General features: G+C 68.9%; 13 protein-coding genes. 7 read left to right on the top strand and 6 right to left on the bottom strand.

Annotated features, from left to right (window positions below):
• Positions 1-149 precede the first annotated feature (149 nt).
• Positions 150-2,351, top strand: coding sequence for a UvrD-helicase domain-containing protein (locus tag E6O51_RS08945; protein ID WP_136384647.1), 2,202 nt, complete (start codon positions 150-152; stop codon positions 2,349-2,351).
• A 3-nt stretch (positions 2,352-2,354) separates the two neighbouring features.
• Here E6O51_RS08945 and E6O51_RS08940 read toward each other — a convergent pair whose 3' ends face one another.
• A complete protein-coding gene (locus E6O51_RS08940; protein ID WP_136384646.1) occupies positions 2,355-3,134 on the bottom strand; it encodes a ParA family protein in 780 nt (259 codons plus the stop codon).
• Between the two features lie 287 nt (positions 3,135-3,421).
• Between E6O51_RS08940 and E6O51_RS08935 the strand changes: the two genes are divergently transcribed.
• From E6O51_RS08935 to dnaE, 4 genes are all read left to right on the top strand, one after another.
• On the top strand, positions 3,422-5,719 hold the full coding sequence (locus E6O51_RS08935) for an NADP-dependent malic enzyme (protein WP_136384645.1): 2,298 nt from the start codon (positions 3,422-3,424) through the stop codon (positions 5,717-5,719).
• 105 nt (positions 5,720-5,824) lie between these two features.
• The gene (locus E6O51_RS08930; protein ID WP_136384644.1) at positions 5,825-6,799 is read left to right on the top strand and encodes a quinone oxidoreductase family protein; all 975 of its coding nucleotides are present in this window, start codon (positions 5,825-5,827) and stop codon (positions 6,797-6,799) included.
• A 192-nt stretch (positions 6,800-6,991) separates the two neighbouring features.
• Positions 6,992-8,470 (top strand): mechanosensitive ion channel, encoded by a 1,479-nt coding sequence (locus E6O51_RS08925; protein WP_136384643.1) that lies wholly within the window; start codon positions 6,992-6,994, stop codon positions 8,468-8,470.
• 115 nt (positions 8,471-8,585) lie between these two features.
• Positions 8,586-12,095, top strand: a complete 3,510-nt coding sequence (dnaE, locus tag E6O51_RS08920) for a DNA polymerase III subunit alpha (protein WP_136384642.1) — start codon at positions 8,586-8,588, stop codon at positions 12,093-12,095.
• Here the strand turns inward: dnaE and E6O51_RS08915 are convergent.
• The 5 genes from E6O51_RS08915 to E6O51_RS08895 all read right to left on the bottom strand — a co-directional run bounded on the left by E6O51_RS08915 (position 12,086) and on the right by E6O51_RS08895 (position 16,294).
• Positions 12,086-13,366, bottom strand: a complete 1,281-nt coding sequence (locus E6O51_RS08915) for a HAMP domain-containing sensor histidine kinase (protein WP_136384641.1) — start codon at positions 13,364-13,366, stop codon at positions 12,086-12,088. The two genes, dnaE and E6O51_RS08915, sit on opposite strands and share 10 nt — an antisense overlap.
• A gap of 14 nt (positions 13,367-13,380) precedes the next feature.
• Positions 13,381-14,061, bottom strand: a complete 681-nt coding sequence (locus E6O51_RS08910) for a lipopolysaccharide kinase InaA family protein (RefSeq protein ID WP_136384640.1) — start codon at positions 14,059-14,061, stop codon at positions 13,381-13,383.
• Entirely contained in the window at positions 14,042-14,734 is a 693-nt protein-coding gene (locus E6O51_RS08905; RefSeq protein WP_136384639.1) for a class I SAM-dependent methyltransferase, read from the bottom strand. The genes E6O51_RS08910 and E6O51_RS08905 overlap by 20 nt, the downstream gene beginning before the upstream one ends.
• Before the next feature lie 110 nt (positions 14,735-14,844).
• Entirely contained in the window at positions 14,845-15,534 is a 690-nt protein-coding gene (locus E6O51_RS08900) for a class I SAM-dependent methyltransferase (RefSeq protein ID WP_211091370.1), read from the bottom strand.
• 88 nt (positions 15,535-15,622) lie between these two features.
• Entirely contained in the window at positions 15,623-16,294 is a 672-nt protein-coding gene (locus tag E6O51_RS08895) for a response regulator transcription factor (RefSeq protein WP_136384638.1), read from the bottom strand.
• A gap of 209 nt (positions 16,295-16,503) precedes the next feature.
• On the opposite strand from E6O51_RS08895, the gene E6O51_RS08890 reads away from it, so the two are divergent.
• A complete protein-coding gene (locus E6O51_RS08890; RefSeq protein WP_136384637.1) occupies positions 16,504-18,585 on the top strand; it encodes an LTA synthase family protein in 2,082 nt (693 codons plus the stop codon).
• An 86-nt stretch (positions 18,586-18,671) separates the two neighbouring features.
• Positions 18,672-18,920, top strand: a complete 249-nt coding sequence (locus E6O51_RS08885) for a hypothetical protein (protein WP_136384636.1) — start codon at positions 18,672-18,674, stop codon at positions 18,918-18,920.
• Positions 18,921-18,930: the final 10 nt, after the last annotated feature.

Raw genomic sequence — 18,930 nt, 5'->3', positions numbered from 1 at the left:
TACGCACAATCGCAAAATAGCCCAACAGGCATTCCACTGCAAGCCTTTTGTTGTTGCGCTGCAACAACGTCTCCTGCGGGTGCCTTCCTCCGCGGCCGGGCTCGGCGCTTGCCGCGGGCGGGTAAAATGGGACCACACAAGGAGTCCCGATGTCCGACCTGCTCGCCAACCTCAACGACCCACAACTCCAGGCCGTCACCCTGCCGCCGCAACACGCGCTCATCCTGGCGGGCGCCGGCTCGGGCAAGACCCGGGTGCTCACCACCCGCATCGCCTGGCTGATCAGCAGCGGCCAGTGCGACCCGGCGGCCATCCTCGCGGTGACCTTCACCAACAAGGCCGCCAAGGAAATGCTCGCGCGCCTGTCCACCATGCTGCCGATCAACACCCGCGGCATGTGGATCGGCACCTTCCACGGCCTGTGCAACCGCCTGCTGCGCGCCCACCACCGGGACGCCGGGCTGGCCCAGTTGTTCCAGATCCTCGACTCGGCCGACCAACTCGCCGCCATCAAGCGCCTGCTGAAGACGCTCAACATCGACGACGAGAAATTCCCGCCACGCGAACTGCAGCACTTCATCAATGCGCAGAAGGAAGCCGGCCTGCGGCCCGACGCGGTCGAGGCCTGGGACGACTACACCCGGCGCAGGGTGGAGCTTTACCGGGAGTATGAGGGACAGTGCCAGCGCGAGTCAGTTGTGGATTTTGCGGAGTTGCTGTTGCGCAGCTACGAGCTGCTGGAGCGCAACGAACCGCTGCGGCGCCACTATCAGCGCCGTTTCCGCCACATCCTGGTGGATGAATTCCAGGACACCAACCGCCTGCAGTACCGCTGGTTGAAGCTGCTCGCCGGGGGCGATCCGCCCGCCTGCCTGTTCTGCGTGGGCGACGACGACCAGTCCATCTACCGCTTCCGCGGCGCGGAAGTGGGCAACATGCGCGACTTCGAGCGCGAGTTCCACGTGGCCAACGTGATCCGCCTGGAGCAGAACTACCGCTCCCACGGCAACATCCTGGATGCGGCCAACGCCATCATCCGCCACAACGCCGGGCGGCTGGGCAAGAACCTGTGGACCGAGCAGGGCGCAGGCGAGCCGATCCGGGTGTTCGAGGCCTTCTCCGACGCCGACGAGGCGCGCTGGATCGTGGAGGAAGTCCAGCAACTGGTGCGCGACGGCGCATTGCGCTCCGACATCGCCCTGCTGTACCGCTCCAACGCCCAGTCGCGGGTGCTGGAACACGCCCTGTTCTCGGCCGGCATCCCCTACCGGGTGTACGGCGGCCTGCGCTTCTTCGAGCGCCAGGAGATCAAGCACGCGCTGGCCTATCTGCGCCTGATCGCCAACCCGGACGACGACACCGCCTTCGCCCGCGTGGTGAACTTCCCCACCCGCGGCATCGGTGCGCGCTCCATCGAGGTACTGCAGGACGCCGCGCGCACGTACAACACCAGCCTGTACGCCACCGTGCCGCACTTGACCGGCAAGCCCGGCACGACGCTCGCCCAGTTCGTCCGCCTGATCGAGGATCTGCGCCGCGAAACCGCCCGCCTGCCGTTGCCGGAACTGGTGGATCACGTGCTGGAACGTTCCGGCCTGCGCGACCACTACAAGGCCGAGAAGGAAGGCCGCGAGCGCCTGGAGAACCTGGACGAGCTGATCGGTGCGGCGGCCAACTTCGTCGCCGAATCCCAGGCCGACCCCGAGGCGCTGGCCGCAGACCACGCGCTGCTGGCGGACTTCCTCGCCCACGCCTCGCTGGAGGCCGGCGAGCACCAGGCCGAGCAAGGCATGGACGCGGTGCAGTTGATGACCGTGCATGCGGCCAAGGGCCTGGAGTTCGATGCCGTGTTCCTCTCCGGCCTGGAGGAGGGGCTGTTCCCCCACGAGAACAGCATCCTGGAAGCCGAGGGGCTGGAGGAGGAGCGCCGGCTGATGTACGTGGCGGTCACCCGCGCCCGCAAGCGGCTGTACCTGTCCTTCGCCCAGAGCCGCATGCTGCACGGCCAGGCGCGCTACAACCTGCGCTCGCGCTTTCTGGAGGAAATCCCGGAGCCGCTCACGCGCTGGCTCACGCCGCCGAAGCCGCGCGGCAACGCGGCGACTGGCTTCGGCGGCTATTACGAGCCGCCGCGGGGCGCCTTCGCCACCCGGCCGGCCGCGCCCGCCGTGCCAAGCCGGCGCGAGGAGGGCGGCCTGCATATCGGGCAACTGGTGTCCCACGCCCGTTTCGGCCAGGGGGTCATCGTCGCCGCCGAAGGCAGCGGCGCGAATGCCTGCGTGCAGGTCAATTTCGGCGCCAGCGGAATCAAGTGGCTGAAGCTGGCAGTGGCGAAGCTGGAGCCCTGCTGAGCTTCAGGTGCCGTAGCGGCGCGCCAGGCTGTCGTGCAGGTCGAGGAATTCCTGCGCCAGCTTGTGGCGCGGGTCCAGGTGGATCATGGGTTTCGCTTGCTCGTGGGATTCCTTGATCTTGACCGAGGACGACAGGTAGGGGGCCAGCACCGGCAGGCCCTCGGCCAGCAGTTCCTCCACCACCTTGCGCGGCAGGCTGGCGCGGGGCTGGAACTGGTTCACCACGATGCCTTCCACGTTCAGGTCCCGGTTGTGGTCGGCCTTGATCTCCTCCACATTTTCCAGCAGCGCGTACAGCGCGCGGCGGGAGAAGTCGTCGCAGTCGAAGGGGATCAGGCAGGCGTTGGCGGCGATCAGCGCCGAGCGGGTGTAGAAGTTGAGCGCCGGCGGGGTGTCGATCCACACGCAGTCGTAGTCCTCGGCCAGTTCGTCGAGGGCGTCGCGCAGCTTGTAAATCTTGTAGCGCGATTCCAGCTTGCCCTGCAGTTCCTCCAGTTGCGGATGCGAGGGCATCACGTGCAGGCCCTCGAAGGGCGAGGCGACGATGAAATCGGAAGTTGCCTTGGGGTTGAGCTTGAAGTTCAGCGTCTGGTCGAAGAAGTCGGCGAGCGTCGCATCCAGCTCAGCCCCGTCGGTGCCGAGCAGGTACTGGGTGGAATTGCCCTGCGGGTCCAGATCCACCACCAGCGTGCGCAGACCCTTGTGCGCGCCGATGGCCGCCAGGTTGCAGGTGATGGTGGATTTGCCGACCCCGCCCTTCTGATTGAATACCACGCGTCGCATCGTCTTCCCTCCCGGTTGGCTGGTGCGATTATGCCGAAAATGGGCGGCGCTGTACGGCGCCGTGGCGCAGCGCTAAACTTCGGTTTCGTCAGTCATGCACGCCCTGGCCCACTCCCCGAAGCCGGCGTCATGCGGGCCTGGGCGGCCCGGTCCGCGGCGGGCGTCGGGTAGCCGGCGCCGATCAAAAATCCGAACACGCTGCGGATGTTCGCAATAGGCGAGGCGCCGCCGTGTGCCCACCATTGCGCCTGACGAGCATTTCCGCACCTATTCCGAGAGGGAGAATCATGGATCAGGATTTCATCGCCGCGGCGTTGGATTATCACCGTGCACCGACGCGCGGCAAGATTTCGGTCGTGCCGACCAAGGGCCTCACCAACCAGCGCGACCTGGCGCTGGCCTATTCGCCGGGCGTGGCCGCGGCCTGCGACGCCATCGTCGCCGACCCGGGCGAGGCGCGCGAACTCACCAGCCGCGGCAACCTGGTGGCCGTGGTCACCAACGGCACCGCGGTGCTGGGCCTGGGCAACATCGGCCCGCTGGCGGCCAAGCCGGTCATGGAAGGCAAGGGGTGTCTGTTCAAGAAGTTCGCCAACATCGACGTGTTCGACATCGAGCTGGCGGAGAACGACCCGGACAAGCTGATCGACATCATCGCCTCCCTGGAACCCACGCTGGGCGGGGTGAACCTGGAGGACATCAAGGCGCCGGAGTGCTTCTACATCGAGAAGAAGCTGCGCGAGCGCATGAAGATCCCGGTCTTCCACGACGACCAGCACGGCACCGCGATCATTTCCTCGGCCGGCCTGATCAACGGCCTCAAGCTCGTCGGCAAGGACATCGGCCAGGTCAAGCTGGTGTGCTCGGGCGCGGGCGCGGCGGCCATCGCCTGCCTGGACCTGATGGTGAGCCTGGGGCTGAAGCGCGAGAACGTCTTCGTGTGCGACTCCAAGGGCGTGATCTACAAGGGCCGCGACGAGAACATGGAGGCCAACAAGGCCCGCTACGCGCAGGACACCTCCGCGCGCACGCTGGGTGACGCCATCGCCGGGGCCGACGTCTTCCTGGGCGTGTCCACCGCGGGTGTGCTCAAGCCCGAGATGGTCGAGAAGATGGCCGACCGGCCGCTGATCTTCGCGCTCGCCAACCCCAATCCCGAAATCCTGCCGGAAGACGCCAAGCGCGCCCGTCCGGACTGCATCATCGCCACCGGCCGTTCGGACTATCCGAACCAGGTGAACAACGTGCTGTGCTTCCCCTTCATCTTCCGCGGCGCGCTGGACGTGGGCGCCAGCACCATCAACGAGGAGATGAAGCTCGCCTGCGTGAAGGCCATCGCCGAACTGGCCCAGGCCGAGCAGAGCGACGTGGTCGCCTCGGCCTACGGCGGCGCGGACCTGTCCTTCGGCCCCGAATACATCATCCCCAAGCCTTTCGATCCGCGCCTCATCGTCACGGTGGCGCCGGCGGTGGCCAAGGCGGCGATGGATTCCGGCGTCGCCACCAAGCCCATCGAGGACCTGAAGGCCTACACCGCCAGCCTGACGGACTTCGTCTACCAGTCCGGCGTGATCATGAAGCCGGTGTTCTCGGCCGCCAAGCGCGTGCCCATGGAACAGAAGCGTGTGGTGTACGCCGAAGGCGAGGACCCGCGCGTGCTGCACGCGGTGCGCGTGGTGATCGACGAGGGACTGGCGCGTCCGATACTCATCGGCCGCCCCGGCGTGATCGAGATGCGTATCAAGAAGATCGGCCTCTCCCTGGTGCCGGGGCGCGACTTCGAGGTGGTCAATCCCGAATCCGACCCCCGCTACCGCGACCTGTGGAACGAATACTTCCGCCTCATGAGCCGCGACGGCGTCACCCCGGACATCGCCAAGGCCAAGATGCGCCGCGACACCACGCTGATCGGTGCCATGCTGCTGCGCACCGGGGACGCCGACGCGCTGGTGTGCGGCACCTTCGGCACCTACGACTACCACCTCAAGCAGGTGCAGGACGTGATCGGGCTGAAGCCCGGCTGCAAGCAGTTCGCGGCCATGAACATCCTGCTGCTGCCCAAGCGCACGCTGGCGATCACCGACACCTATGTGAACGAGAGCCCGAGCGCCGAGGAAGTGGCCGAGATCGCCCGCATGGCCGCCGACGAGCTGCGCCGCTTCGGCGTGGAGCCGCGCGCGGCCCTGCTGTCCCATTCCAACTTCGGCAGTTCCTCGTCGGCCTCGGCACGCAAGATGCGCGCGGCCAGCGACATCCTGCGCGCCACCGACCCGGGTCTGATCTGCGACGGCGAGATGCACGGCGACGCCGCGCTCAGCACCGAGATCCGCGCCAAGGTGAATCCGGAATCCACCCTGCAGGGCGAAGCCAACCTGCTGGTCATGCCCAACCTGGACGCCGCCAACATCTCCTTCAACCTGATGAAGATCGCCAACGGCGACGGCGTTTCGGTGGGACCCATGCTGCTGGGCGCCGCGCAGCCGGTGCACATCCTCACCCCGTCGGCCACCGTGCGCCGGCTGGTGAACATCACCGCGGTGGCGGTGGTGGATGCCGCCGAACAGCGCCGGCAGGCCCAGGGCTGAGGACCGTCCCGCCGCCACCCGCGGGTTTTCCGCGGGTGGCGGCGGACGCGGCCGGGCAACCATAATCGAAAACCCGGAACCAGCCCCTGACCGAGGAGACTCCCCATGCCTCATGCGATCCGCTTCCACCACGCCGGCGGCCCCGAAGTCCTGCAATGGGACGAGGTGGCCGTGCCGCCGCCCGCCGCCGGCGAGGCGCAGGTCCGCCACCACGCCGTCGGCCTGAACTACATCGACACCTACCACCGCACCGGCCTGTACCCGGTGCCGCTGCCCTCGGGCATCGGCCTGGAAGGCGCGGGCGTGGTCGAGGCGGTGGGCGAGGGCGTCGCCGACGTGGCCGTGGGCGATCGCGTGGCCTATGCGGGCGGCCCGCTCGGAGCCTACTCCCAACTGCGCAACATCCCCGCCGACCGCCTGGTCCGGCTGCCCGCGGCGCTGTCCTTCGAGCAGGGCGCGGCGATGATGCTGCAGGGCCTCACCGCCCAATACCTGCTGCGCCGCACCTACCGCGTGCAGCCCGGCGACACCATCCTGATCCACGCCGCTGCCGGTGGAGTGGGGCTCATCGTCTGCCAATGGGCCAAGGCCCTGGGCGCCACCGTGATCGGCACCGTGGGCTCGGACGAGAAGGCGGCGCTGGCGCGCGCCCACGGCTGCGACCACCCCATCGTCTATACCCGGGAGAAGTTCGCCGGGCGCGTGCGCGAGATCACCGGCGGCGAAGGCGTACCGGTGGTGTACGACTCCATCGGCGCCGACACCTTCATGGATTCGCTGGGCTGCCTGCGCCCCTTCGGCACCCTGGTGCTGTTCGGCGCCGCCTCCGGCCCGGTGCCGCCCTTCGACATCGGCCTGCTGGCGCAGAAGGGCTCCCTGTTCCTCACCCGTCCGACGCTGTTTACCCATACGGCCAAACGCGCCGACCTGCTGGCCATGGCGGCCGAATTGTTCGACGTGGCGACCGCCGGCAAGGTCAGGATCGAGGTCAACCAGCGCTACGCGCTGAAGGACGCCGCCCAGGCCCATCGCGACCTGGAAGCGCGGCGTACCACCGGCTCCACTCTTCTGCTGCCCTGACGGCCGCGGCCGCCGGGCGCGTGCATTTTTTGTTGCATGGCAGCAGAAATATCGGGCCGAAGCATTTCCGGCGCATTTTCGGACCTAGAATGAATACGCAGTTGTCTGGGCGGGGTTTTCCCGAGCGCCGCCCAGGCAGCGGTCGGACACCATCCCGGGTGCCGGCGTCCGTATTCATGGGAGATCCAAGGCATGGAACAACAACAATCGATGTGGGGCGCGCTGGGCGCCACTCTGGGCGGTAGCCTGCCGACCATCTTCGGCGCACTGGCGATTCTGGCGCTCGGCTGGTTCGTCGCGGTCAGCCTGCGCGCGGCGGTGCGCCGCCTGCTGCGTATCCTGGGTGTCAACCAGCGTCTGGCGGACAGCACCGGGCAGGCCCTGGACCTGGAGAACGCCGGGGCGCTGGCGGTGTTCTGGCTGATCCTGCTGGTGACGCTGATCGCCGCCCTCAACGCACTCGACCTGCAGACCGTCTCGGCCCCCTTCGCGGCCCTGCTGGAACGCATCACCACCTATCTGCCGCACCTGCTCGCGGGCAGTGCGCTCACGCTGGTGGTGTGGGTCGCCGCGACGCTGCTGCGCTCCCTCGTCGCCAAGCTGCTGGCGGCGACCTCCATCGACGACAGGCTGGCCGCCGAGGCGGGCATGGAACCCATGAGCAAGAACCTGGCGAACGTACTGTTCTGGCTGGTGATCCTGCTCTTCCTGCCCGCCATCCTGGGCGCCTTCCAGTTGCACGGGTTGCTCGAACCGGTGCAGGGCATGATCGACGAGGCGCTGGGCATGGTGCCCAACATCTTCGCCGCGGCGGTGATCGGTTTCGTCGGCTGGCTGGTGGCCAGCGTGCTGCGCGGGCTGGTGGGCAACCTGCTCGCCGCGGCCGGCGCGGATCGCCTGGGCGGCAAGCTGGGGCTGGCCGAAGAGGTCAAGGTGTCGCGCCTGGCGGGCATCCTGGTGTTCATCGTGGTCTTCGTGCCGTCGCTGATCGCCGCCCTCGACGCGCTGGAAATCGAGGCCGTGTCCGGGCCGGCCATCGGCATGCTGGAGCAGTTCTTCGGCGCCGTGCCCCACATCCTGGCCGCCGCGGTGATCCTGACCGTGAGCTGGTTCGTCGCCCGCTTCGCCTCCGGCCTGGTGGCCAAGCTGCTGGCGGGCGTGGGCTTCGACCTGCTGCCGGCGCGGCTGGGCTTCGAGCACGCCTTCAAGGGCGAGCTGACCGCCTCGGTGCTGGCCGGCCGCGTGGTGCTGTTCTTCGCCATGCTGTTCGCCACCGTGGAGGCCGCCAACCGCCTCGGCTTCGATCAGGTCAGCGACATCGTGGCCCTGTTCATCCAGTTCGGCGGCGACATCCTGCTCGGCGGCGTGATCCTGGTGATCGGCTTCTGGCTCGCCAATCTCGCCTACGCCGCCATCAACCGCGCCAGCGGCGAGCAGACCAGCGGCCTGGCCGGCGTGGCGCGGGTGGCCATCCTGGGTCTGGTCATCGCCATGGGCCTGCGCGCCATGGGCATCGCCGACGACATCGTCAATCTGGCCTTCGGCCTGACCCTGGGCGCGGTGGCCGTGGCGGTAGCGCTGTCCTTCGGCCTGGGCGGGCGCGAGGCAGCCGGCCGGCAGATGGAGTACTGGCTGGCGCAACTGCGCAAGGACAAGGCGTCCAAGGACTGACGCACCGTCCGTATTCCGGGGCCGCCGCGGGTAACCGCGGCGGCCCTGTTCTTTGCGCCGGGCAAACACGAGGTGCAGCAGATGGTCCCGGCAGGGTCGGGTAGAATTCAGTCCCATGAACGCCCCGCTTCCCAGTCCCTCCGAACCCCGCTTCATCCACCTGCGCATGCACACCGAGTTCTCGGTAGTGGACGGCATCGTGCAGATCGACCAGGCCCTGAAGGCCGCCGCCGCCGACGGCATGCCGGCGCTGGGCATCTCGGACCTGGGCAACCTGTTCGGCATGGTCAAGTTCTACAAGGGCGCGCGGGGGCGGGGTCTGAAACCCGTCATCGGGGTGGACGTCTGGATCACCAACGACGCCGAGCGGGACAAGCCCGGCCGGGTGCTGCTGATCTGCCGCAACCGGGAGGGCTACGGCCAGCTCTGCGAACTGCTCACGCGTGCCTACCTGGAGAACAAGTACCGCGGCCGCGCCGAACTGCGCCGGGAATGGTTCGAGGGCGGCGCGGCGAGTCAGTTGCTGTGCCTGTCCGGCGCCTTGCAGGGCGACGTGGGCGTGGCGCTGGCTAACGGCAACCCGGCCCTGGCCGAGCAACTGGCGGCGGACTGGGCGCGGCTCTTCCCCGGCGCCTTCTACGTCGAACTGCAGCGCGCCGGACACCCCGGCACGGAAAGCTACATCCGCCAGGCCGTGCAGCTCGCCGGCAGGCTGGGCCTGCCCGTGGTGGCCACCCACCCGGTGCAGTTCCTCAAGCCGGAGGACTTCCGCGCCCACGAGGCCCGGGTGTGTATCGCCGAAGGCTATGTGCTGGCCGACAGGCGGCGGCCGAAGAACTTCACCGGGGAGCAGTACTTCAAGAGCCAGGCGGAGATGTGCGAGCTCTTCGCCGACCTCCCCGAGGCGCTGGAGAACGCGGTGGAAATCGCCCGTCGTTGCTCGCTGACGGTGCAGCTCGGCAAGAACTTCCTGCCGCTCTTCCCGATCCCGGACGGCATGAGCCTGGACGATTTCCTCGTGCTGGAGGCGAAAAAGGGCCTGGAAGAGCGTCTCGCCCAGCTCTACCCGGACGCCGACGAGCGCGAACGCCAGCGCCCGCGCTACGAGGAACGGCTCAAGTTCGAGACCGACACCATCATCCAGATGGGCTTCCCCGGCTACTTCCTGATCGTGGCCGACTTCATCCAGTGGGCCAAGAACAACGGCGTGCCGGTGGGTCCGGGGCGGGGGTCCGGCGCCGGTTCGCTGGTGGCTTATTCGCTCAAGATCACCGACCTGGACCCGCTCGCCTACGCCCTGCTGTTCGAGCGTTTCCTGAACCCGGAGCGGGTGTCCATGCCCGACTTCGACATCGACTTCTGCCAGGACAACCGCTACCGCGTCATCGAGTACGTGCGCGAGCGCTACGGCAAGGACGCGGTGAGCCAGATCGCCACCTTCGGCACCATGGCCTCCAAGGCGGTGGTGCGCGACGTGGGCCGCGTGCTGGACCTGCCCTACGGCCTGTGCGACCGCCTTTCCAAGCTGATCCCCATCGAAACCGCCAAGCCGGTGGCGCTCGCCAAGGCCTACGAGATGGAGCCGCAGATCGGCGAGATGATGGCCGACGGCAACGACGGCGAATCGGTGCAGGAACTGTGGAAGCTGGCCGAGCCGCTGGAGGGCCTGACCCGCGGCGTCGGCATGCACGCCGGCGGCGTGCTGATCGCGCCGGGCAAGCTCACCGATTTCTGCCCGCTCTACATCGCCGACGGCGACGACGCCACGCCCGTGTCCCAGTTCGACAAGGACGACGTGGAAGCCGTCGGCCTGGTCAAGTTCGACTTCCTCGGCCTGCGCAACCTCACCATCATCGAGCTGGCGCTGGAATACGTGGAGCGCCAGGAGGGCAGCCGGCCCGATTTGATGAGCCTGGGCTTCGAAGACCCCGCCGCCTACCAGATACTGAAGGACGCCAACACCACGGCGATCTTCCAGGTGGAATCGGACGGGATGAAGAAGCTCCTGAAGAAGCTCGCGCCCGACCGCTTCGAGGACATCATCGCCGTGCTCGCCCTCTACCGTCCCGGCCCGCTCGGCTCGGGGATGGTGGACGACTTCATCCTGCGCAAGAAGGGCCAGCAGGAGATCGACTACTTCCATCCCGACCTGAAAGCCTGCCTGGAACCGACCTACGGCGTGATCGTGTACCAGGAACAGGTGATGCAGATCAGCCAGATCATCGGCGGCTACACCCTGGGCGGCGCCGACATGCTGCGCCGCGCGATGGGCAAGAAGAAGCCGGAGGAGATGGCCAAGCACCGCGCCACCATCGCCGACGGCGCCAAGCAGAAGGGCTACGACCCGGCGCTCGCCGAGCAGCTCTTCGACCTGATGACCAAGTTCGCGGAGTACGGCTTCAACAAGTCGCACACCGCGGCCTACGCGGTCGTCACCTATCACACCGCCTGGCTCAAGGCGCACCACTGCGCGGCCTTCATGGCCGCCACCATGTCCGCGGACCTGGACAACACCGACACCATCAAGGTGTTCTACGAGGACACGGTGGCCAACGGCGTCCAGGTGCTGCCGCCCGACGTGAACGCCTCCGACTACCGCTTCGTGCCGGTGGACCGCAAGACCATCCGCTACGGCCTGGGCGCGGTGAAGGGCTGCGGCGAGCCGGCGGTGCGTGCCATCCTCGCCGCCCGCAAGGACGGCGGCGACTTCCGCGACCTGTTCGACTTCTGCGCGCGGGTGGACCGCCGCCTGGTCAACCGCCGCGTGGTGGAGGCGCTGATCCGCGGCGGCGCCCTGGATACCTTGCCGGGCCATGCCGGCATCGACCGGGCGCAGATGCTCGCCACCGTGGGCCTGGCCATGGACGCCGCCGAGCAGGCCGCGGCCAATGCCATGCAGGGCGGGCTCTTCGACCTGATCCCCGAGGCGGCCGGCGCCGCGCCCGAGTTCGCCCGCGTGCGGCCCTGGTCCGAGCGCGAACGCCTGAAGGAGGAGAAGACCGCCATCGGCTTCTTCCTCTCCGGCCACCCCTTCAACGCCTTCAAGGCCGAGGTGCGCCGCTTCGTGCGCCGCACGCTGGCCCAGCTCGAACCCTCGCGCGATCCGGTGACCATGGCCGGGGTGGTGATGGAAGTGCGCACCAAGATGGGCAACCGGGGCAAGATGGCCTTCGTGCAGCTCGACGACGGCACCCAGCCGCGGGAAGTCACCGTGTATTCCGAGGTGCTGGACGCCAGCCGCGGCAAGATCGTCACCGACGAGGTGCTGGTGGTCGAAGGCAAGGTGAGCCGGGACGACTTCAACGGCGAGAACGGCGTGCGCATCATCGCCGACCGCCTGGCCACGCTGGGCGAGGCCCGCGCCCGCCACGCCCGCGCGCTGCAGATCTGCATCAACGGCGAAGTGCCCGAGGCCGGCGGCGCGGCGGCCGCGGCCGACCGCCTGCAGAACCTGCTCGCGCCCTTCCGCGACGGCGGCTGCACGGTGCGGGTGCGCTACCGCAACGGGGAGGCCGAGGCCGACCTGCCCTTCGGCGAGGGCTGGCGGGTGCGCCCGGAAGACGCGTTGCTGGAAAGCCTGCGCGAATGGCTGCCGCCCGAGGCGGTGGACGTCATCTATCCCTGAACGGGCGGTGCGCCGGGCGGCGCGAACAGCAGTTCGAGGACCGTGCCACCCTCGTCGCTGCGCCGGATTTCCAGCCGCCATTGCAGCCGCTCGCAGATCAGGCGGACGATGAAGAGCCCCAGGCCGTCCTCCGGCACCCGGCGGTCGCTGCCATCCGCAAGCCGGGCGCGCACGTGTTCCGGCAGGCCCGCACCGGTGTCGACGATGCGCAGGCTGTCCGCGCCGATGTGGATGTTTACCCGGTCCGGGGTGTGGCGAATGGCGTTCTGGATCAGGTTGCGCAGCAGCATGCGTACCAGCGCCGGGTCCGCCTGCACCGTCGGCGCGGGACCGGTGGCGTAGCAGGTGATGCGTCCGGCGTGCTCGGGGGCGCCGCTTTCCAGTTCGGTCACGACCTCGCGCACGCTCTCGGTCAGCGCGACGTCCTCGGCTTCGTCGTCCGCGCCCGAGCGGCGTGCCAGTTTGAGCAGGGTTTCCACGTCGGCGCGCATCTCGTCCGCCGCGCGGCGGATGCGCGCCACGGTGCGGCGGTCCGCCTCGCCCAGGGAGTTGCGCTGCTCCAGCACGTCCAGGGCGCCGGCGATCACCGCCACCGGCGTGCGCAGTTCGTGGCTGGCCAGGCTGACCAGCGACTTCTCCCGCTGCACGTAGGCTTCCAGGGTGTCGAGCAGGTGGTTGAGGGTGGCGGCGATGTCCGCCAGTTCCTCGTCGTCGTAGTGGGCGGTGATGCGGGTGAAGGCCGTGCCCGGGTGGATGTGTGCGATGTGCCGGCTCAGGCCGTGCAGCGGTCCGGCGATGCGGCGCGTGCCGACGCGGGCGAGGGCGAAACAGAGCAGCAGCATGCACAGGCCGAGCAGGGTCATGCCGACCTGCATCACGTCCTCGCGGCTTTCCAGCAGGCTGATGTCCTGGGCCAGGTAGAGCACGCCGGCCCGGTTTGCGGTGCGTTCGATGGAGATCAGGTAGGTCTTGTCGCCGATCATGACCTCGGCGGAGAAGGGCACCGGCCGGCCGCGGAAGATCTCCGGCAGTTCGTCGGTGGCGCCGTCGGGGTGGTAGACGGCGGTCAGCAGGGAGGAGTGCCATCCCTGCCGCCCCGCCTCGCCGATGCCCTGTTCCAGGTAGGCGCGTTCCTGCGCGAGTTCCAGGCGCAGGATGGTGTCCTCCATGTCCTCGTAGATGAACTCGACCGCGATCAGCGTGACCAGCACGTTGATCAGCCCGACGGCGAAGATGGTGCGGAACAGTCGGCGGGAGAGGGAAGCCTTCATCGGGCGGGCAGGGGTCAGGGGCCGGCCAGGGCACGGGCGTGGCTGGCGAGCAGCAGTTTCCAGTCGTGATCGTCGAACAGGTTCTGGTGGCGGCGCAACTGCGCGAGGTCGTGGCGTGCGGCCCGGCACCGGCTCAGGCGGCGGCGCATCTTTTCCAGGTCCAGCAGCGCGACCTCGGGCGGGGCGTCGCCGTGCACGCGGATCATAACGTGTTTGTCGTACAGGCAGCCGTGTTGCAGGCGCGCCCGGTGCAGGCGGCCCAGCACTCGGCCGAGCGCGCCGGCGATGGCGGCGCGCCGGGCGGGCGGCAGGTCGCCCAGCTCGCCCATGGCGCGGTAGCCTTCCAGCGCCGCGGTGGCCAGCACCGCCTCGACGCCGGCGCTGGTGTGCCGCATGGCGTGAAAGAGCGGGCGCGGCGCGGCGATGCCCAGCGCCTGCAAGCGCTGCAGGAAGTGCCACTCGCGGCCCGCCGTGGGCCAGCCCAGGGGATGGCGCAGGCTGCGGCACAGGTGGCCGCGCTGGCGCTTGACGTAGACCAGGGCGTCTCCGGCCCTGCCGCGGATCACGCCGCTCCAGCCGTTGCGGCGCTCGTTGGGTTCTTCCACCCAGTTGCCCGGCAGCGTCCACCAGTACTCGAAGCCGTCCTTGCCGGGTGTCGCGAGTCCCGTCGGCGGCTCAGGCGCGGCGCAGTACATAGACGCGCCACATCGAATGCAGGGGCAGGAAGTCGAGATGGCCGGCGATGGCGAAGCCGGCAAGGGCGAACTCGGCTTCCGCCGCCGAGCGCGCCAGCACGTGGCGGTTCTGGAAACCGTTCCTGCCGTGCCGGTGCCTGCGCGCTTCCTGCCGTCCGCGCCGCAAGGCCAGGTAGTTGCCGTCCACCCACAGGGACAGGATCGCCGTGTCCCGTGTGACGCGGTGGAATTCGCGCAGCAGCGCCAGACGGTGTTCGGACTCGCCGATGTGGTGCAGCAGGCGCATGCAGAAGATGCTGTCCACCGACTGGTCGGGCAGGTCGATGGCGAAGGCCGAGGTGTGCAGCGGGCGGATGCGTTCGAGCAGTGCCGGCCGGCAGTGGCGCAACGCCACCTCCAGCATGGCGGCGGAGTTGTCGGCGGCGATGATGCGGCGCTCCGGGCGCTCGGCCAGGGTTTCCCAGAAGCGCCCTGCGCCGCAGGGCAGATCCAGTACCTGCGGCGGCTCGCCCGCCAGGGCCAGGGCGCGGCGCGCCAGTTGCTGATCGCGCCAGTTGGACAGGCGGCGGCGCAGGTCGCCGTGGTGCTTGTCGTGGTAGGCCTGGGAATGCTCGGCGTCGTACTTGGCGCTGAACGGCAGCTCAATGCCGGCCGGGACGGTGTTGCGGGACATGGGGGACTCCATCCGATGCAGAGTCCCCGCAGGGTAATCAGGGCCGGGTCAAGGAAAAGTCGTGCGGGTGTGAAGGAAACGTAAAGTGCCCCGGGCTTCCGCCGGGCGGCTCAGGCGCGGCGCAGTACGTAGACGCGCCGCATCGAGTGCAGGGGCAGGAAGTCGAGATGGCCGACGATGCGGAAACCGGCGCCGGCGAATTCCGCATCCGCCGTGGCCCGGGGCAGCACGAAGCGGGTGGGGGCGAGTTCCTCGCCGTCCAGCAGGCGGCGCCTGTGCCGGCACTGCCGGCGCCAGGCCTGGTAGTTGCCGTCCACCCACAGGGAGACGATGAGCGTATCCCGCGTCACCCGGTGAAGTTCCCGCAGCAGCGCCAGGCGGAGGTCCGGTTCGCCGGCGCGGTGCAGCAGGTCCATGCAGAAGATGCTGTCCACCGACCCGTCGGGCAGGTCGATGGCGAAGGCCGACGTGCGCAGCGGGCGGATGCGTCCGCCGAGTTGCGGTGCGTAGTAGTGCATGGCCACGTCGAGCGCGGGTACCGAGTCGTCGGCCGCGATGATTTCGCGGGTCGGGTGCTCGGCCAGGGTGTTCCAGAAACGGCCGGCGGTGCGGGACAGGTCGAGCACCTGTCGCGGCTCGCCGGCCATGGCCAGTGCGCGGCGGGCGAGTTGCTGTTCGCGCAGGTCGGACAGGTGGCGGCGCAGGCCGTCGCGGTGCTTTTCCAGGCAGGCCCGCGAGTGCTGCACGTCATACGCGGCGCTGAAGGGCAGTTCGATGACGGGGGTGATGTCATAGGACATCGCGGACTCCATGGGTGCGGAGTCCCTAAAATAATCAGGGCAGGTTCAAGGAATGGTTGCCAGGACGTGAAAAAAATGTGAAAGCCGTTCAGGATTCGGCCAGGCGGTAGCCGATGCCATGCACCGTGTGCAGCAGGGGCCGGTCGAAAGGCTTGTCGATCTGCTGGCGCAGGGCATGGATGTGGCTGCGCAGCGCGTCGCTGTCGGGCGGGCTGTCGCCCCACAAGGCTTCCTCCAGCACTTCGCGGCGCACCACCGCGGGGCTCTTGCGCATCAGCACGGCCAGCAGCTTCAGGCCGATGGGGCCCGGGTGCAGTACGGTGCCGGCGCGGCTCACCTCCAGCGTGTCCAGGTCGTAATGCAGGTCGCCGATGGAGAGTTCGCGCCGTGCGCCACCGTGGCTGCGCTTGAGCACCGCTTCGATGCGCGCGGCCAGTTCGGGCAGCGCGAAAGGCTTGGTGAGGTAGTCGTCGGCGCCGAGGTGAAAGCCCCGCAGGCGGTCGTCCAGGGCGTCGCGGGCGGTCAGCATGATCACCGGCACGTCCTTGCGCTCGCCGCTGCGCAGGCGTTCGCACAGGGCGAAGCCGTCCATGCCCGGCAGCATCACGTCGAGCACGATCAGGTCGTAATGCTGGGTGGCGGCCAGGTGCAGGCCCGTGAGGCCGTCGGCGGCGCAATCCACCACGTAGCCCTTCATGCCCAGGTAGTCGGCCATGTTGGCCAGGATGTCGCGGTTGTCCTCTATGACCAGCAGGCGCATGGATCGTCCCGTGAAAGGCGGCCCGCCGTGGGCGGGCCTGGTTGCGGCAGGGGGTGGTGCCCGGCGCGAATGATAGCGCGCGCAACGGGTTCCGGCCGGGGCGGCTTCCGGCGGCGGGGCCCTTGACGAAAAATTCACGGGGGCTTGCCTAGCATTCCCGGTCTCGAACCTGCCGCGCGCGGCATTCGGGTCCATGGAGCCCCCAACGCATGTACGCACCGACTGCGGCGGCCGAGCCGCCCCGCACCGCCTCCGCCGCCATCCTCTCGCCGGGCATCCGTGCCCATCTGGCCTTCACCGGCCTGTCGGTGCTCGCCCTGCTGGCGATGCACGCGCTGCTGCGGCTCGGCCTGCTGGCCTACAACCGTGCCCAGATCGGCGAGGCGCCCGCGGCCGCCTTCGTCGAGGCCTTCGGGAACGGCCTGCGCTTCGACCTGCGCCTGGCGGTCTATCTCTGCCTGCCGCTGCTGCTGTCCCTGGGCAGCCTGCGGGCGATGGCGGCGCGCGGGGCGTTGCGCGCGTGGCTGTCGTTCGCCGCGAGCGTCACGCTGTTCCTCGGCCTCATCGAGTTCGACTTCTACCGGGAGTTCCACCAGCGCCTGAACAGCTTGGTGTTCCAGTACATCGGGGAAGACCCGCAGACCGTCATGAGCATGCTCTGGCACGGCTTCCCGGTGCTGCGCTACCTGCTGGTGTGGGCGGTCGGATCGTGGCTGATGGTCCGGGCCTTCGCGTGGATCGACGCGCGCACGCGGCCGACCGTCACCGGTGACCATTCCGCCGCAGGCCGGCGCTGGCTCGCGCTGGCGCTGTGCCTGGTGGCCGCGGTGGCGGCGGCGCGCGGCACGCTGCGCCAGGGCCCGCCGCTGCGCTGGGGCGACGCCTACACCACCGAGTCCATGTTCGCCAACCAGCTCGGGCTCAACGGCAGCCTGACCCTGATCGCCGCGGCCAAAGCGCGCTACTTCGTGTCCGGCGACAAGATCTGGAAAGCCCGGCTGCCGCAGGACGAGGCGACGCGCGTCGTGCGCGACATGCTGCTGGCGCCGGCCGACCGCCTGGTGGACGCCGACGTCGCCGCCGTGCGTCGCGACTTCACGCCGCCGGCTCAAGGCACGCCTTCGGCTCAGGGCACGCCGCCGGTCCGCAACGTGGTGGTGATCCTGCTCGAAAGCTTCGCCGGCCGTTACGTCGGCGCGCTCGGCAACGCCGACGGCATCACGCCCCACTTCGACCGCCTGGCACGGGAGGGGCTGCTGTTCACCCGCTTCTTCTCCAACGGCACCCACACCCACCAGGGCATGTTCGCCACCATGGCCTGCTTTCCCAACCTGCCGGGCTTCGAGTACCTGATGCAGATGCCGGAAGGCGGGCACCGTTTCTCCGGCCTGCCGCAGCTCCTGAGCGCGCGCGGCTACGAGGACCTCTACGTCTACAACGGCGACTTCGCCTGGGACAACCAGGCCGGTTTCTTCAGCAACCAGGGGATGACGCGCTTCGTCGGCCGCGGCGACTACGAGAACCCGGCCGTCTCCGATCCCACCTGGGGCGTGTCCGACCAGGACATGTTCGAGCGCGGCGCTGCCGAACTGGCCCGGGGCTTCGGCGGGAGGCCCTTCTACGCGCTGCTGCAGTCCCTGTCCAACCACACGCCCTACGCGCTGCCCGCGGTGCTGCCGGTGGAGCCGGTGACCGGCCACGGCGCGCTCGACGAGCACCTCACTGCGATGCGTTATTCCGACTGGGCCCTCGGCCGCTTCTTCGATGAGGCACGCCGGTCGCCCTATTTCCGGGACACCCTGTTCGTGGTGGTGGGCGACCACGGCTTCGGCACCGACAGGCAACTGACGGAGATGGACCTGCACCGCTTCCACGTGCCGCTGCTGCTGATCGGCCCCGGCATCCGGGAGACCTTCGGCGAGCGCCGCGACACCGTGGGTACCCAGCTCGACATCGTGCCCACCATCATGGGGCGGCTCGGCGGCGAGGTCCGCCACCAGTGCTGGGGACGCGACCTGCTCGGCCTGCCGGCGGGCGACGAGGGCCGCGGCGTCATCAAACCCTCGGGCAGCGACCAGACCGTGGCCATCGTCGAGGGCGGACGCATTCTCGTCCAGCCCAGGGACCTGGAACCCCGGCTCTACGCCTACCAGCTCGGCGCCCGGCCGGGCAGCGAACGCATCCGGGACGCCACGGCGGAAGCGGCGATGGGAACGCGGCTGCAGTCCTTCCTGCAGACGGCCACGCGCAGCCTGCTCGACAACAGCGCGGGCGTCGCAAACGTTCCGTAGGGCGAGTGCCGTGGCAGGGCGCCGCCGATCTCTGCGAGAATCGGGCCTGCCGCGACAGTCGCGCCATCCTCACAACGGAAACACTCATGCCCGAAGCCACGCCCACCCTGCGCCAGCGCAAGATCTTCGCCCTCACCCGCATCCTCGGCGGCCTCGTCGCCGCGCTCTATCTCGGCTACGTGGTGCTGGCCAATCTCGCCGAAGGCAGGCCGTTCGACGGCACGCTGGTGTTTACGGCGCTGGTGGCGCTGGCGGGCCTCGGCTACGCCGCCTGGTATCTGCGCGATCTGCAGGCGGTGGCGCGGGACGAAGCCGCGGCCGGCAGGAAGGATTGAGACGGACTTT

This window comes from Pseudothauera rhizosphaerae (assembly GCF_004801305.1).
Classification (GTDB): Bacteria; Pseudomonadota; Gammaproteobacteria; order Burkholderiales; family Rhodocyclaceae; genus Pseudothauera; species Pseudothauera rhizosphaerae.
This window is presented reverse-complemented; position numbering and strand designations above follow the sequence as displayed.